Annotated in this window: 16 protein-coding genes; 8 read left to right on the top strand and 8 right to left on the bottom strand. The window is 37.0% G+C overall.

Annotated features, from left to right (window positions below; genetic code table 11):
• Nucleotides 1-196: 196 nt before the first annotated feature.
• The 8 genes from rsmG to rpmH all read right to left on the bottom strand — a co-directional run bounded on the left by rsmG (nt 197) and on the right by rpmH (nt 6,695).
• Nucleotides 197-916 (bottom strand): 16S rRNA (guanine(527)-N(7))-methyltransferase RsmG, encoded by a 720-nt coding sequence (rsmG, locus tag HNQ80_RS20515; RefSeq protein ID WP_184312564.1) that lies wholly within the window; start codon nt 914-916, stop codon nt 197-199.
• Nucleotides 909-2,804, bottom strand: a complete 1,896-nt coding sequence (mnmG, locus tag HNQ80_RS20510; RefSeq protein WP_184312563.1) for a tRNA uridine-5-carboxymethylaminomethyl(34) synthesis enzyme MnmG — start codon at nt 2,802-2,804, stop codon at nt 909-911. Before mnmG ends, rsmG begins: the two co-directional genes overlap by 8 nt.
• Nucleotides 2,805-2,913: 109 nt before the next feature.
• A complete protein-coding gene (gene mnmE / locus HNQ80_RS20505; protein ID WP_184312562.1) occupies nt 2,914-4,296 on the bottom strand; it encodes a tRNA uridine-5-carboxymethylaminomethyl(34) synthesis GTPase MnmE in 1,383 nt (460 codons plus the stop codon).
• 222 nt (nt 4,297-4,518) lie between these two features.
• Nucleotides 4,519-5,136, bottom strand: coding sequence for an RNA-binding cell elongation regulator Jag/EloR (gene jag / locus HNQ80_RS20500; protein WP_184312561.1), 618 nt, complete (start codon nt 5,134-5,136; stop codon nt 4,519-4,521).
• 1 nt (nt 5,137) lies between these two features.
• Entirely contained in the window at nt 5,138-5,797 is a 660-nt protein-coding gene (locus HNQ80_RS20495; protein WP_243183457.1) for a YidC/Oxa1 family membrane protein insertase, read from the bottom strand.
• 21 nt (nt 5,798-5,818) lie between these two features.
• The gene (gene yidD / locus HNQ80_RS20490; RefSeq protein WP_184312560.1) at nt 5,819-6,028 is read right to left on the bottom strand and encodes a membrane protein insertion efficiency factor YidD; all 210 of its coding nucleotides are present in this window, start codon (nt 6,026-6,028) and stop codon (nt 5,819-5,821) included.
• Nucleotides 6,029-6,037: 9 nt separating this feature from the next.
• Nucleotides 6,038-6,373, bottom strand: a complete 336-nt coding sequence (gene rnpA, locus HNQ80_RS20485; protein WP_184312559.1) for a ribonuclease P protein component — start codon at nt 6,371-6,373, stop codon at nt 6,038-6,040.
• A 187-nt stretch (nt 6,374-6,560) separates the two neighbouring features.
• Nucleotides 6,561-6,695 (bottom strand): 50S ribosomal protein L34, encoded by a 135-nt coding sequence (rpmH, locus tag HNQ80_RS20480; protein ID WP_184312558.1) that lies wholly within the window; start codon nt 6,693-6,695, stop codon nt 6,561-6,563.
• Between the two features lie 601 nt (nt 6,696-7,296).
• On the opposite strand from rpmH, the gene dnaA reads away from it, so the two are divergent.
• The 8 genes from dnaA to HNQ80_RS20440 all read left to right on the top strand — a co-directional run bounded on the left by dnaA (nt 7,297) and on the right by HNQ80_RS20440 (nt 17,117).
• Nucleotides 7,297-8,643: a chromosomal replication initiator protein DnaA gene (dnaA, locus tag HNQ80_RS20475; RefSeq protein ID WP_184312557.1), complete on the top strand. Its 1,347-nt coding sequence runs from the start codon at nt 7,297-7,299 to the stop codon at nt 8,641-8,643.
• 235 nt (nt 8,644-8,878) lie between these two features.
• A complete protein-coding gene (gene dnaN / locus HNQ80_RS20470) occupies nt 8,879-9,982 on the top strand; it encodes a DNA polymerase III subunit beta (protein WP_184312556.1) in 1,104 nt (367 codons plus the stop codon).
• A 225-nt stretch (nt 9,983-10,207) separates the two neighbouring features.
• The gene (yaaA, locus tag HNQ80_RS20465) at nt 10,208-10,420 is read left to right on the top strand and encodes a S4 domain-containing protein YaaA (protein WP_184312555.1); all 213 of its coding nucleotides are present in this window, start codon (nt 10,208-10,210) and stop codon (nt 10,418-10,420) included.
• 66 nt (nt 10,421-10,486) lie between these two features.
• Nucleotides 10,487-11,626: a DNA replication/repair protein RecF gene (gene recF, locus HNQ80_RS20460; RefSeq protein WP_184312554.1), complete on the top strand. Its 1,140-nt coding sequence runs from the start codon at nt 10,487-10,489 to the stop codon at nt 11,624-11,626.
• A gap of 109 nt (nt 11,627-11,735) precedes the next feature.
• Nucleotides 11,736-12,032: an extracellular matrix regulator RemB gene (remB, locus tag HNQ80_RS20455; RefSeq protein WP_184312553.1), complete on the top strand. Its 297-nt coding sequence runs from the start codon at nt 11,736-11,738 to the stop codon at nt 12,030-12,032.
• A 131-nt stretch (nt 12,033-12,163) separates the two neighbouring features.
• Nucleotides 12,164-14,077 (top strand): DNA topoisomerase (ATP-hydrolyzing) subunit B, encoded by a 1,914-nt coding sequence (gyrB, locus tag HNQ80_RS20450; RefSeq protein ID WP_184312552.1) that lies wholly within the window; start codon nt 12,164-12,166, stop codon nt 14,075-14,077.
• Between the two features lie 15 nt (nt 14,078-14,092).
• Nucleotides 14,093-16,531 (top strand): DNA gyrase subunit A, encoded by a 2,439-nt coding sequence (gene gyrA, locus HNQ80_RS20445; protein WP_184312551.1) that lies wholly within the window; start codon nt 14,093-14,095, stop codon nt 16,529-16,531.
• A gap of 271 nt (nt 16,532-16,802) precedes the next feature.
• A complete protein-coding gene (locus HNQ80_RS20440) occupies nt 16,803-17,117 on the top strand; it encodes an STAS domain-containing protein (protein ID WP_184312550.1) in 315 nt (104 codons plus the stop codon).
• Nucleotides 17,118-17,145 lie beyond the last annotated feature (28 nt).

The raw sequence follows: 17,145 nt of genomic DNA, 5'->3' as shown, positions 1-17,145 counted from the left end.
TCCTTTGACGGCTGCTAAGCAGCCTGAGTACCTTCATGAAAACGGCAAAGGAGAATCCCCTCTGCACACCCCATATATAAGAAATTGAAGTCCATAATTTCTGACATATTAAATAATTCGTCAAAAACACCTTACTTCCTTCCTTTTCAGAGAAAAATAATCTGTTTTTCGCTCAACAAAAATTACTAGAAAACGACTAAATTAAAGGGTTTTTCGACGGTGTTCCAGCTTTTCTCGGGAATTTTGTCGGTGTGTTTTTTACCTTCTCTATAATGACAATATTATGAGTAATCTCACTAAAAGGTAGCACAACATCCTTACGATCCACGATTCTTCCGCCAAGGGCTTCTATTGCCTTTTTTCCCCGCTCTATTTCCTCATGGATACTAGGACCTTTCTGACATACAAAATATCCCCCCACCCTTACGAAGGGCAAACAATACTCGCTCAATACATTTAGTTCTGCCACAGCCCTTGCCACAGCAATATCATATTGCTCCCGATGTTGTTTGTTAATGCCAAAATCCTCAGCACGACCATGGACAAACTGAATATTCTTTAACCCTATAGACTCACATACGGTCTTCAGAAAATTAATTCGTTTGTTTAAGGAATCTAAAAGAGTCAAGGTTACGTTTGGAAAATATATCTTTAAAGGAATTCCTGGGAAACCAGCTCCCGTTCCTACATCAATAATTTTTGCATTTTCATTAATCTGACTTACCGTTGCACAAGATAGGGCATCGAGAAAATGCTTGATCATCACTTCCTTTTCATCAGTGATAGCAGTCAAGTTCATTTTTTCATTCCATTCCAAGAGCAAATCTTTATATTTCACTAGCTGGTTTACCTGATATTCTGACAAAGTCAACCCCAGTTTCGCAGCGCCTTCTGTTAGGATCTTCAAATTATTCATTCTCTTCACTTCTCTTCCTACGCTGTTGCTCCAAGTAAACCAATAAAACAGATATATCGGCGGGAGAAACACCTGAAATTCTTGAAGCCTGTCCCACTGAAAGAGGTTTTACAGCATTGAGCTTCTGTCTAGCTTCTAGCCTCAGACCTTCTATGACAGTATAGTCAATTTCCGCATGTAGCTTTTTAGTCTCTAGCTTTTTAAACTGCTCGATTTGCTTCAATTGCTTATCTATATAACCTTCATATTTGATTTGAACCTCGCACTGCATGATGACATCTTTGGGCAGTGTCTGTCTTTCCTTATCCAATTCCAGGATATTTCCATAGGTCAATTCAGGCCTCTTCAACAAATCATGGAGAGAAATCCCACTACGAATCTCGGCACTATTCATTTTATGTAGAAATTCATTTCCTGTAGCTGGAGTAATCGTCGTATTTTTCAATCGTTCAATTTCTGAAGTAATCTGCTGTTTTTTTCTTAAGAACCGTTCATAACGATCCTCTTTTGCCAAGCCGATTTGATATCCTTTCCCTGTCAGTCTTAGATCCGCATTGTCTTGTCTTAATACCAGGCGATACTCTGCCCTTGAGGTCATCATACGATAAGGTTCATTGGTTCCCTTGGTGACCAAGTCATCAATCAATACACCAATGTAGGCCTCCGATCGATCTAGTATAAAAGGATCTTTTCCTTGAATCTTCAAGGCAGCATTAATTCCTGCAATCAGCCCTTGGGCTGCGGCTTCCTCATAACCTGATGTTCCATTAAACTGTCCTGAAGAATACAGCAAATCTATATCCTTGCACTCCAAGGTCAGCTTTAATTGCTGAGGATCTATACAATCATATTCTATGGCATAGGCCGGCCTCATAATTTTCACCTTTTCTAGCCCAGGGATCGTCTTCAGAAACTTAAGCTGTACATCCTCAGGCAAACTGGTAGACATCCCTTGAACATACATCTCATGGGTGTCTAGGCCCTCAGGCTCAATAAACAGCTGATGTCTTTCCTTATCGGCAAAACGCACGACCTTATCTTCGATGGACGGGCAGTATCTAGGACCCGTACCCTCAATTTCACCGCTATACATGGCTGACCGATGCAAGTTATCCATAATCACTTGATGGGTTTCTTTATTGGTGTAGGTAAGCCAACAAGGTACCTGCTCTTTTTCCAGTGAATCATTCATAAAAGAGAAGGGCACAATTTCTTGATCCCCTGGCTGAATCTCCATTCTAGAAAAATTTAATGTTTTTTCATCGACCCGTGCAGGTGTTCCCGTCTTAAAACGACGCATTTTCAATCCGAGTTCCTTAAGATTTTTTGTAAGCTCCTTTGATGATGCCAAACCGTTGGGGCCACTTTCATAGTTAACACCGCCGATAAATATCTTTCCACCAAGGTAGGTACCTGTAGCCATAATCACTGCCTGACAATGATAAATGGCACCTGTTCTCAAGACAACCCCTTGAACCCGCTTATTTTCCACAAGGATTTCAATCACCTCTCCTTGCTTCAGGTCGAGATTTTCTTGGTTTTCCAAGACCTTTTTCATTGCAACATGATACAATACCTTATCCGCCTGAGCCCTTGATGAATGGACCGCAGGACCTTTAGCTGTATTGAGCATACGGCTTTGAATAAAGGACTTGTCAATATTTAACGCCATTTCTCCACCCAATGCATCAATTTCCTTCACCAGATGTCCCTTACCAGTTCCACCGATAGCAGGATTACAAGGCATCATGGCAACAGATTCCAAATTTATACTCAAAATCAATGTCTTACAATTCATTCTAGCAGCAGCTAAAGCCGCTTCACAGCCAGAGTGTCCAGCACCAATTACAACCACATCATAGGTACCAGCTACAAATCGATCCAGCATCTATTCTTCCTCCTTTGTTAACGTTAGAAGTTAGTGGATAGTAGTTAGTGGCTTATTCTTTTCATCTCTTGGTTTTGCCACTACCAACTAACATCTAACCACTAACTCCTTATTTCCCCAAACAGAAATTAGCAAATATCCGATCTATGATATCTTCTCCCACTGTATCTCCAGTGATCTCACCTAGGTATTCCCAGCAGTTTCGAACGTCTACCTCGACGAAATCCAAAGGCATATTGCTTTGAATAGCCCCCACAGCATCCTCCATACTTTTCTTAGCTCTTTCTAAGGCATTTTGATGTCGGACATTGGTAACTAAGGAAAGATCCTTATGTTTTACTTGCCCTCCGTAGACCATCTGGACAATGGTATCCTCTAATTCCTTTAACCCAATCTCCTCTGTCACAGAAATTCTGATGACTTTTTTACCAGGCAGCATCTCCTGCAATCCTGCCTCATCCACGACCATGGGAAGATCAGTCTTATTCAATAGGATAATTGCATCCCTTTCATTGACCAATTGTATAATCTGCTGATCTTCTTCTGTCAAAGACTCTGCTGCATTCAAAACGAATATGACTAAATCTGCCTTATTAAAAAACTCCTTGCTTCTTTCTACACCTATCTTCTCCACAATGTCTTCCGTTTCACGAATACCTGCAGTATCAACGATCTTCAAAGGAATACCTTGAATGCTTACATATTCTTCAATCACATCCCTGGTCGTCCCAGGAACCTCTGTCACGATGGCTCTCGATTCCTTAAGCAAGGCATTCATCAAAGAAGACTTGCCTACATTGGGCTTTCCGATAATAACGGTTTTTAAGCCTTCCCGAATAATCTTTCCTGTATGGGCTGTAGAAAGAAGGGCAGCAACAGTATCTACAATTTCTTTAGCTTGTTTTTCCAAACCTTGATATGTAATTTCCTCAATATCTTCATCTGGAAAATCAATATTTACAGTAATATGGGCAATCATTTCTAAAATATTATTACGGATCTTACCTACTTCCTTTGACAAAGAACCTTCCAGCTGACCTAAGGCAATATCGAAGCCCTTCTCCGTTTTGGCACTGATGACATCCATCACTGCCTCTGCTTGAGCCAAATCAATCCTTCCATTTAGAAAAGCCCTTTTGGTGAATTCTCCGGGCTCCGCCATTCTTGCCCCCATGGATAAAACCAAGCTCAAAATTTTTCGTACAGGAACAATACCACCATGACAATCAATTTCCGCCACATCCTCAGCTGTGTAGGTATGAGGCCCCTTCATATAAACAACCAATGCTTCATCTACCTTGTCCTGGGTTTGGGGATGAACAATATATCCATGGGTTAATCTCCTGTTGGGAAAATCCTTTATACTCTTTCCCCTACTGGGAACAAACACTTGATCTAAAATTTCTACTGCCATAGGTCCACTTAAGCGAACGATACCAATTCCTGCTTCTCCTGGAGCCGTAGCAATGGCTGCAATTGTATCATCGATCATCTTATCACCTCATTTTATCTGAAGAAAATTATATCCTATATCATCAGCACTGTTCAATACTATATATTATACCAATAATCTGCCAAACCATTACAGATATAAAGAACAAAGTCGATTGCATCACTTTATTTTCCATAACATTAACAAAACCCAGTATACTTACTGGGTTTTGTAGTATCATCGTTCTACCTGTTTTTCATAAACAACTAGGACCAATCCCTGTTACTTTACCGTAATAATTACCTTACGATAAGGCTCCTCACCATGACTTCTTGTTTCAACATGGGGATGGTTTTGTAAAGCAGAGTGAATAATCCTTCTCTCGTATGGGTTCATTGGTTCCAAAACAATGTCTTTTCGAGAGGTCCTAACTTTTTGCGCCAATCTATTGGCCAATCGAATGAGGGTTTGCTCTCTCTTTCTGCGATAATCCTCTGTATCCAAAACAACCCTAAGATAATTTTCACGATCCTTGTTCACAACCAAACTGACGAGATACTGTAAGGAATCCAAAGTCTGTCCTCTACGGCCAATCAAGATACCCATGTCTTTTCCGAATACATCTACATATAAAGTCTCACCTTTTAACTTTGTTTTGTATTGTGCTTCCAATCCCATGGTCTTTAGAACATCCTTTAGAAATTCTACAGCGGCTTCCTGTGGATTGTCGATCACGGTAACCTTAACTCTTGCTTGTTTGGTCCCAATAAGACCAAATATCCCCTTACTTGGTGCTTCTAGCACCTCAATCTCTACCTTATCCTGTGCAACTTTTAATTCCTCCAGGGCAATCTTTACAGCTTCCTCTACGGTTTTTGCTGTCTTTTCAGTAAATCTCATACTAATTCGACTCCTCCTTAGGGGTTCCCACTGTTCCGGCTTTAGGTAAAAGATACTGTTGTACCATCTGGAATATATTACTTACTACCCAATACAACGTCAATCCTGCTGGGAAACTTCTTCCCCACCATAAAATCATCACAGGGAATACCATATTCATGGTTTTCATTGTTTGATTCTGTGCAGCACCTGTACTAGCAGAGTTCATTGAGAAATAAGTTGTAATACCTGCCAAAACAGGTAATATAATCGGATCTGGTTTACTCAAATTAGGAATCCATAGAAATGCTTCATTGACAGCTTGTACAAAGTTAGGATCACTAATATATTTGATCGGTTCCCTTAGCACAGCAAAAAGACCAAAAATAATTGGCATCTGAATCAAGAGAGGCAAACAACCACCCAAAGGGTTTATCTTATATTGCTGATATAATTCTACTGTTTTTGCATTTAATTTTTCTTTATCGTTCTTATATTTTTCCTGCAATTCCTTTAGCTTAGGTTGTAACTCGGACATTTGCTTTGTTGACTTTAATTGCTGTAGTGTTAATGGCAACAGGATAAGCTTCACGATCACCGTAAATGCGATAATCGTAATTCCATAGTTTCCAATAAGACCATATAAGAAATTTAAGAGCATTCCTAATGGTTTTGCGATCAAATCTTTTACCCCCTATCATTTCTACTTTAAAGGATCATACCCTCCCGGGTGGAAAGGATGACACTTAAATATCCTTTTTATGCTTAGGATCGTCCCTTTTATCGCCCCATACTTTTCTAGGGCATCCAATGCATACTGAGAACATGTTGGATAAAATCTACAGGAAGGTTGCTTGAGGGGAGAAATATATTTTCTATATATCTTCACCATCCATATCAATATCGCCTTCAATGATTTCACCTATTTCAATAGTTTTGATTTTCTTAGTAAATGAACCATGGCTTTTTCTACATCGCCATAAGTTGCTTCCTTTATATTGATCCTGGCAATAAATATTAAGTCGTATCCTTTCGCAGTTGTAGGCCCCACTGCTCGAAAACTTTCCTTCATCAAACGCTTCACACGATTTCTTACGACACTCTTTCCTACCTTCTTGCTCACCGAAAAACCTACACGATTGAAATCCTCCCCATTTTTCATCATGAAAAGAACCAATAGCCGATTTGCCATAGAATTTCCTTTATCATATACTTTTTTAAATTCCATGTTTTTTTTCAGTCGCAACGTATGCTCCATGGTTTTTCCTTCCTTTTAATGAAAGCCTTCCTCTTTATGCACTTTTCATTATGTCATTTATTCCTTAGTATGCACAATATTTCCTATGTAATATGAATTTTTTTTAAATTCTCTTCCATAATTTTATGCACTTCATAATTTTCCAACTATATCTGTGGTTATAGAAAAAGGCCACTTTATGCGGCCCTTAAGCAGTCAGACTTTTTCTGCCCTTTAGTCTACGTCTTTTTAAAACGTTTCTACCAGACTTCGTTTTCATTCTTTTTCTAAAACCATGTTCTTTCTTTCTTTGTCTCTTCTTTGGCTGATATGTCATCTTCACGAAAAACACCCCCTTCAAAATCTACCTATATTATATCTTATTGATAGGGACATCATCCCTAAAATGAGCATTTACTAAATAATTATAACTTCGTACGTACAATCTGTCAAGAAAGTAATTTTTGCTACCCTTTTGTGGATAAAGATATCACCACATTTTTTTCCTGTGGATAATTTTTGTGTTTTTGATTGAAATCCCTTTTTGAATTTGATATGATTAAGACAAACTGTTGATAAGTGGAAATATATATTCACAAATTCAACTTTATACACAGACTGTGGATAAAGTTGTGTATAAGTGGAGAATGTTTCTCCCTTTTCCTTGAATATATCTCATTTTTTCATGTGTATGATTGCTAAATACCGCTGTTGATTTTGTGTACAAGCCCTCAGGGGTTTTATGAATATCTTTTTATACCATATGTTATCCACAAATCTAATCATTTCCCAGTTCATAAAATTTATTCACAAAAATTTTCGAAAGATCATAACTATCAACAATTTTTGTGGATATCTTGTGGATATACTCTATTTTCAACTCCTATTATTTTTTTATTTATCTATGGGGTTGTTTTTATTTCATTCTGATAGGAGGTCGCTATATGAGTGTTAATCTGCCAGATATATGGCAAAAAGCTCTAAATCTAATCAAAACAGAGCTGACAGAAGTAAGCTACAATACTTGGCTAAAACCCATAGAACCTATTTCTATTCATGGAAATACTATTGTTCTTGGTGTCATCAATGATTTTTCTAAAGGTATTTTGGAAGCAAGATACGCGAATCTAATCATGAATGCCATTAAACAGATTACTTCCCATGAGTATCGTCTAGACTTTATTGTTCCAGGAAGCGAAAAATATATAAAGGCGACCCAACAAGCCCCACAGCATCAAAATAATGGCTCTTCCGATAGCTTTGATACCCTCAACTTAAATCCTAAATATGTATTTGATACCTTTGTTATTGGAAATAGTAACCGCTTCGCCCATGCTGCATCGTTGGCCGTAGCAGAATCCCCTGCAAAGGCATATAATCCTTTGTTTATTTATGGGGGTGTGGGATTAGGAAAAACCCACTTGATGCATGCCATTGGTCACTACATCCTAGGTCAAAATCCCAATGCCAAGGTTGTATATGTTTCCTCTGAAAAATTCACCAATGAGCTTATCAACTCTATTCGTGATGACAAAAACGTAGAATTTCGGAATAAATATAGAAATGTAGATGTGCTTTTGGTCGATGATATTCAATTTATTGCAGGCAAGGAAAGAACCCAAGAAGAATTTTTTCATACCTTTAATGCCCTCCATGAGGCTAATAAGCAAATTATTATTTCCAGTGATCGTCCACCAAAAGAAATACCTACCTTAGAAGATAGACTAAGATCCCGTTTTGAATGGGGTTTGATTACAGATATTCAACCGCCTGATTTAGAGACAAGAATAGCCATTTTACGAAAAAAGGCAGAGGTTGAAAACATTGACGTACCCAATGAGGTTATGCTTTATATCGCTAAAAAAATTCAGGCCAATATTCGTGAGCTTGAGGGTGCTTTGATTCGCATTGTAGCATACTCTTCTCTCACCAATAAAGAAGTGACTGTTGAACTAGCCAGTGAAGCATTAAAGGATATCATTTCATCTACAAGACCAAAGCAAATCACCGTGGCGCTTATCAAAGAGGTGGTTGCAGAGCACAGTGGATTAAAACTAGATGATTTTAACTCAAAGAGAAGAACTCGTTCCATCTCTTATCCAAGACAAATCGCTATGTATCTATGCCGTGAATTAACAGACTTATCTTTGCCAAAAATTGGTGATGAATTTGGGGGAAGGGATCATACAACAGTCATCCATGCCCACGAAAAAATTAGTCAAGATATCAATAATAATATAGATTTCAAATCGAAAATAGAAAACATGATTAAGGATATAAAGAATAAATAATACACAAGAGGCTGTGGTTAAGGCTCTAATAATTTGTGCATAAGTGCTAACGAACATTTTATTTTTGGAATATGTGGATAAGTGAAGGGGCTTTATACACATTTTTTAAACATCTTCTAAATATTGATTTTTAAGGAATACAGGCACTTACCCACAAATTCACAAGCCCTACTACTATTACTACTAAAAATTTATATTTATTTATTCCTTTTTCAGATAAGGAGGTTATCCACAGATGAAATTTATTTGCAGTCAAAAAAACCTGTCAGCTAGTATCAATATCGTTCAAAAAGCTGTTTCAACAAAAACCACATTACCTATACTAAAAGGAATATTGATTGAAACCTGCGGACAAAAACTAAAATTAGTTGGGACAGACCTAGAGGTTGGCATAGAACACTACATAGAAGCAAACATCGTCTCTGAAGGATCCATAGTTATTTCATCAAGGCTCCTAGGCGATATTATTCGAAAGCTTCCTGATGCAGACGTGGAAGTTGAAGTGGATGAAACAAACAATATAACGATTCGATGTGAGAACTCAGAATTCACATTGATAGGACAACCATCCATAGAGTTTCCAGAGCTACCAGCCATTGAAGAAGAGAATATTTACGAAATACCTCAGGATTTATTAAAAAATATGATTCGTCAAACAGCTTTTGCAACGGCATTAGATGAGACAAGACCTATTCTGACTGGTGTTCTCATGGAGATACAAGAGGGAATCATCAATATGGTAGCTTTAGATGGATATAGATTGTCCTTAAGACAAGGAAATATAAAGACAGACTTTAATAATAAGGCTGTTATTCCAGGAAAAACTTTGAATGAAATTCATAGGATTTTATCAGAAGAGGAAAATTCTAAAGTAGAGATATTCTTTACGGATAAGCATGTGTTGTTCCAAATGGCAAATGTTCGGATTATTTCTAGATTGCTGGAGGGAGAATTTATAAATTATAAGCAGATTATCCCAAAGGAGTTTAAATCAAGGGTAAAAGTGAAAACCAGAGATCTATTGGATAGTATTGAAAGGGCGTCTCTTCTAGCTCGAGAAGGTAAGAACAATCTGATTAAATTCTCAGTAAAGGATGAAATGATGACTATTACTTCCAATGCCGAAATTGGTAGGGTATTTGAGAACTTACGTATTGAACTGGAAGGTGAGGATATCGATATCGGATTTAATTCCAAGTATTTTCTAGATGCGTTGAAAATACTTGATAGTGATGAGATATACCTAGACTTTACGACCAATGTAAGTCCATGTATCATCAAGCCGACGGATACGAATAACTATACCTATTTGGTATTGCCTGTTAGACTGGCAGGTTAGCACGGGAGCCCATTCAATATGGGTTCCTTTTTTTGAAAGATTTGAAAAATGAAATATTTGACACTTGTAAGAAATAAGAATATTGTATACAATAAAGGTCAAAGTAAGTCAAATATAATTATCTTTCAAAATAAGAAATAGTTCTATATAATAGATACATTGGAATAATTGGGCGTAAAATATCCCATGATAGAGATAAAATGATGGCAGAAAGGAAGGTCTCCTATGTATAAAGAAATCAAAATACAAGAGGAATACATTAAATTGGATCAACTATTGAAAATGGCGGACTTAGTACAGTCAGGAGGCCATGCAAAGCTCATGATTCAAGATGGTATGGTAAAGTTAAATGGAATAAAGGAATATCAGAGAGGTAAAAAGATTAGGGTCGGAGATGTTGTTGAAATTCAAGGAAATAAAGTAAAAGTGATAGAATAGATAAAAATATTTTTAGAAAAAATCTCTAGGTATGATCAGATATTGTGAGATCAAGGGGTGCTCAGCGTGTATTTAAGGAAGTTAAAGTTAATTAACTTTAGAAATTATCATCAATTGGACTTAAAGCTTCATCCAAAGATGAACGTATTTATTGGTGATAACGCCCAGGGAAAAACAAATATTTTAGAAGCTATTTATATGACAGGAACGGGAAAATCCTTCCGAACCAGCAAAGAAAGAGAAATCATTAAGATGGATAAAGATAAATCCTATATTCATGTGGAAGGAGAAAAAAAATATACCAGTGTTTCTGTTGAAATAAAGTTAGAAGAAAATAAGAAAAAACAGATGAAAGTAAATGGGGTAACTTTAACAAAAAATGTTGATTTGCTGAGCAATGTTCATGTGATTGTATTTTCACCAGAAGATTTAAAGTTAGTGAAAGAAGGCCCTGTAGAGAGAAGAAAATTCATGGATATAGAAATATCCAACATGAAGCCCCGATATTACCATCAACTGGGACAATATAATCGTGTATTGATACAAAGAAATAATCTATTAAAGAAGATACATCATGATCGAAAATATATGGCAACTTTAGATATATGGGATGAAAAGTTAGTTGAATTGGGAACCAGTATTATGAAAGAAAGAATAAAGTTTATTCTTCGTTTAAATACATTAAGCAGATTACTTCATCGTAAAATTACAGATAATAAGGAAAATCTTGAAATAAAATATATGAGCAATATTAAAGAAGTTCACGATGAAGAAAGGATTCAACATTATTTTCATAGGGATTTGAAGAAGGTACTGGATATAGATATACAAAGAGGAACTACCACCGTAGGTCCCCATAGAGATGATTTGGGCGTCTATGTGAATGGTATTGATATCCGAATTTTTGGATCTCAAGGGCAGCAAAGAACTTCTGCGTTAGCCTTAAAATTGGCAGAGATTGAATTAATGAAAGCAGAAACGGGAGAATATCCTATCTTACTTTTAGATGATGTGATGTCCGAACTAGATGTAAAAAGACAAGCTTTTCTCGTAAAGAGTTTAAGGGATATTCAAACATTTATTACTACGACGGATTTAAATGCCTTATCTACATTAAATCTGGAAGCAAAAAACATTTATTATGTGGAGAAAGCTACTGTCCGGCAAAATGATGAAAAGGATATCAACGAATTGAAAAGTAAATGAAAAATAGGGAGTAAAGTCTTATTCTTTTCCCATATGTGTAAAAAATCTTTTATACTTGAATTGAAAAGGTTATAATATAGTGTGGATATTTTATGAAGGAGGCGTTTGTATGTTTCTTCATCTGGGAGGAGATGTGGTTGTTCCCACAAAAGATATTATATCGATTGTGGATATTACTTCCATATCCAAATCAAAGGATAGCAAGGAATTTTTAAAAATTGCTGAAGAAGAAGGATTTATTGTAAGAATCTCAGAGGAAGAACCAAAGTCTTGCATTATTACGGAGAAAAGAATCAAAAAATCGGGAAAATCATCTAAGGAAATAAAAACAATAATTTATTACTCTCCTATCTCCTCCGTAACCCTTCAAAAACGAACAAATTTTATGGAGGAACTCCACCTTTAGTATAGACATCCGTAGGTATTTGAAAAATGAGCACACCCAGTGTGCCTTTTTGCAGTCTGAAAAAGATGATTGTAAATAAACATAAGCATAAAAAATAGTGTACGGCACATTTGATTGTAGGGGGTAAAAAAATGGTTGAAAAAATAACACAGGAATATAGCGCTGAACAAATACAAGTGCTAGAAGGTTTAGAGCCTGTAAGAAAAAGACCGGGCATGTATATAGGATCTACAGGGCCTAAAGGATTACATCACTTGGTATATGAGATTGTAGATAATAGTATTGATGAAGCATTGGCAGGATACTGTAAAAATATAGAGGTTATTATCCATGAAAACAATATTATTAGTGTTCAGGATGATGGCAGAGGTATGCCTGTAGATATTCATCCGAAAATGGGAAAACCAGCAGTAGAAGTAATCCACACCGTGCTCCATGCCGGTGGTAAGTTCGGCGGCGGCGGGTATAAAGTATCCGGAGGCCTTCACGGCGTAGGTGCGTCTGTTGTAAATGCATTGTCTGAGTGGATGGAAGTAGAAGTGAAAAGAGATGGAAAAATCTATAAGCAGCGCTATGAAAGAGGAAATACAGTGACAACCTTAGAAGTCATTGGAGAAAGTAATGAAACGGGTACAAAAACATCTTTTTTAGCGGATCATCTCATATTTGAAGAGGTTGCCTATAAATTTGATACATTAGAACATCGATTGAGAGAAATGGCCTTCTTAAATAAGGGAATTCGAATTCGATTGATAGATAGAAGACCTGAAAATCTAAAGGATCTTACCTTCTATTATGAGGGTGGAATCCAAGAATTCGTAAAGCATTTAAATAAAAACAAAGATGCTGTAAATGAGACGATTATTTACTTTGAAGGAACAAAAGACAATTCCTATGCAGAGATTGCCATGCAATATACCGATACCTACACAGAAAATATATTCTCCTTCGCTAATAACATCAATACCCATGAGGGTGGTACCCACTTGATTGGATTTAAGACTGCTCTGACAAGGGTTGTAAATGACTATGCGCGGAAAAATAATATATTAAAAGAAAAAGAAGAGAATCTTACAGGAGAAGACATCCGAGAAGGTTTAACTGCAATTATATCAGTGAAATTAACCGAGCCTCAGTTTGAAGGACAAACAAAGACGAAGCTTGGAAATAGTGAAATGAGAGGAATTGTAGAGACCATATCTTCTGAGGCCTTCACTGCATTTTTAGAAGAGAATCCCTCTGAAGCAAAAATTATCGTAGAAAAATCTCTTCGAGCGGCCAGAGCGAGAGAGGCTGCGAGAAAAGCAAGGGAGTTAACAAGAAGGAAGGGAATTCTAGATAGTATGGCATTGCCTGGTAAACTGGCTGACTGTTCTGAAAGGGATCCGAAACTAAGTGAGGTATTTCTCGTAGAGGGAGATTCTGCCGGTGGTTCAGCAAAGCAGGGTAGAGATCGTAGAACCCAAGCCATTCTGCCGTTAAGAGGTAAAATTCTGAATGTAGAAAAGGCGAGATTGGATAAAATATTGAATTATAATGAAATCCGAGCAATGATTACGGCTTTTGGCTGCGGTATTGATACAGATTTTGATATTGAAAAATTAAGATATCATAAAATCGTTATCATGACCGATGCTGATGTGGATGGTGCCCATATTCGGACATTATTACTGACATTCTTTTATCGCTATATGAAGCCGTTGGTTGAATTGGGGCATATCTATATTGCACAACCACCTTTGTATAAGATTAAAAAAGCAAAGGATGAGTATTATGTATACTCTGATAAAGAATTAGACCAATTATTGAATGAAATTGGTAGAGTCGGTATTAGTATACAAAGATATAAGGGTCTTGGCGAAATGAATCCAGAACAGTTATGGGATACAACCATGGATCCTACAAAGAGAACGTTGATTCAAGTAAATATTGATGATGCTGTAGCTGCTGATGAAATTTTTACTACACTTATGGGAGATAAGGTAAAGCCTAGACGCGATTTTATCGAAGAAAATGCAAAATATGTAAGCAATCTTGATGTGTAGTAAGGGGGAACAGAAATGGTAGAGGATACTAGTAAATTATTACAAATTGATATAGAAGAGGAAATGAAAAAATCCTATATTGACTACGCCATGAGTGTTATCGTAGGACGTGCCTTGCCTGATGTGCGAGATGGTTTAAAGCCTGTGCATAGAAGGATTTTGTATGCCATGAGTGAGTTGGGTCTATCTCCCGATAAGCCCCATAGAAAATCTGCCCGTATCGTCGGTGACGTGTTGGGTAAATATCATCCCCACGGAGATAGCTCTGTGTATGAGGCGATGGTTAGAATGGCCCAAGACTTTTCCACTAGATATCTGTTGGTAGATGGCCATGGAAACTTTGGTTCTGTTGATGGAGATGGAGCAGCAGCCATGCGTTATACGGAGGCAAGGATGTCTAAGCTTGCCATCGAATTGCTGCGGGATATTGGGAAGGAAACCGTAGATTTTGTACCAAACTTCGATGAAACATTGAAAGAACCTGCCGTATTGCCTAGTAGGTATCCAAACCTTCTGGTAAATGGATCCAATGGTATTGCCGTGGGGATGGCCACATCCATTCCGCCCCATAACTTAAATGAAGTCATCGATGCTACGGTAAAAATGATTGATGATGAAGATACAAATATTGAGGATTTGATTAAGATTGTAAAAGGCCCAGATTTTCCAACGGGAGCTACGATCATGGGATATGAAAGCATCAAGGAAGCCTATCGTACAGGACAAGGTAGGGTAACCGTTCGTGCCAATGCAGAAATTGAGCAGACGGCAAAGGGAAAAACTCAAATCATTGTCAGTGAAATTCCTTATCAGGTGAATAAAGCAAAGCTGATTGAAAAGATTGCGGAGTTGGTAAGGGATAAGAAAATAGAGGGTATTTCCGACTTAAGGGACGAAAGCGACCGTACAGGAATGCGAATTGTCATAGAATTAAAGCGTGACGCTAATCCGAATGTTGTCCTCAATAAGCTGTATAAGCATACCCAAATGCAGGATACCTTCAGTATCATTATGATTGCTTTGGTAAATGGAGAGCCTAAAATATTAAATCTACAAGAGGTGATTTACCACTATCTAGAGCATCAAAAAGACGTGGTGACCAGAAGAACTCAATATGATCTGGCAAAAGCTGAAGATCGAGCCCATATCTTAGAAGGTTTAAAAATTGCTTTGGATCATATTGATGCAGTGATCAGTCTAATCAGAAGCTCTGCCAATACGCAGGAAGCAAAAACAAGGCTGATGAATGAGTTTTCTTTATCAGAAAAACAAGCCCAAGCTATCTTAGATATGCGTCTTCAAAGGTTGACTGGATTAGAGAGGGAAAAAATTGACGCAGAATATGAAGAGTTAATCATGATGATTAATCAATATAGAGAGATTCTTGCCAATGAAAGATTGCTTTTAAATATTATCAAGGAAGAATTGATTGAAGTTAAAGAGGCTTATGGAGATGAGAGAAGAACTGCCATTACAGCAGCTGCCGATGAAATCGATATGGAAGACTTAATCCAAGAAGAAGAAGTAGCCATTACATTGACTCATTTTGGATATATCAAGAGACTCCCAGCCAACACCTATAAGATTCAAAAAAGAGGCGGAAAAGGAGTAACAGGACACACTACTAGGGAAGAGGATTTTGTGGAGCACTTGTTTACCACGTCCACCCATAATTATGTATTGTTCTTTACAAGTTTAGGTAGAGCTTATCGATTAAAAGCCTATGAAATTCCAGAAGCAAAAAGACAGGCGAAGGGTACCGCTATTGTAAATCTGCTCCAGCTTCAGCCAAATGAAAAAATAACAGCTGTAATCCCTATCAAAGAATTTGAGAACAATAAGTTCCTCATTTTAGCTACAAAACTGGGAATCATTAAGAAAACAGAATTATCTCAGTTCGATACATCTAGAAAAGCAGGTTTGATTGCCATTAGCTTAAGGGAAGATGATGAGTTAATTAGCGTAAAGCTAACTGATGGTAAACAAGAGATCATCATGGTCACTAGAGAGGGAATGTCTATCCGTTTTGATGAAAACGATGTGAGGGATATGGGTAGATCAGCCATGGGTGTAAAAGGAATGAATCTCTCGGATGAAGATCATATCGTAGCCATGGAACTGGTATCAGAAGGCAGTGATTTACTGGTTGTAAGTGAATATGGTTTTGGAAAGAGGACGGATTTAGAAGAATATAGAATTCAATCCAGAGGTGGAAAAGGTATTATTACCTACAATACAAAGGATAAGACAGGACTTATTGTAGGTGCTAAGGTCGTGAGTGATGAGGATGATGTGATGTTGATCAGTGCAGACGGTGTCATCATTCGATTAGAGGTAAGGTACATCTCAAGAATGGGAAGAAATACCCAGGGAGTTACCCTCATGAGAGTAGGTCAAGATACAAATATTGTATCCATAGCAAAAGTTGCTCAGGGCGCTGAAGAGGAAGAATAAAAAATTTCTATAAAAAGATGTTTTAAAAAGCATAGGGGGGTATATATAGGAATATAGGGAATAGATTTCAACGATCCTTATGCAATTGCTGGAAAACTGTATATAATTTTCTAGCAAAAACCCCAAAACCCCCCTTATTTGACGATTGCGCAAAAGACGAGAGCTTTTGCGTATTTTTTTTTAGATAAATAAGAAAGAGGATTTTTAAATTGAATGTTTAATCTATATTTTTACGGGTAATATTTAAAAGAAAAATGAAGGGGGTCGTTTTGTGTCACTTAATATTAATACAATTTTAAACCAAGAAGATGATTTATGGATTGTAGATGTCATTGGAGAAATAGATATATATACAGCAAATAAATTAAAAGAAACATTGGTACAAATTTTAAATGAACATAATACAAGCATAAAGATTAACTGTTTGGAGTTAGATTATATAGATAGTACAGGTTTGGGAGTTCTCATTGGTGCATTAAAGAGACTGAAGCAGGAAAATAAAAACATCATTATTTCCAATGCAAAATCAAATATATCCAAGCTGTTAACGATTACTGGCCTTAATAAAATATTTGTAATTGAATAGAAGGGTGAATAGATCCGTGATAAATAAT

Source organism: Anaerosolibacter carboniphilus, assembly GCF_014205875.1.
Lineage (GTDB): Bacteria > Bacillota > Clostridia > Peptostreptococcales > Thermotaleaceae > Anaerosolibacter > Anaerosolibacter carboniphilus.
This window is presented reverse-complemented; position numbering and strand designations above follow the sequence as displayed.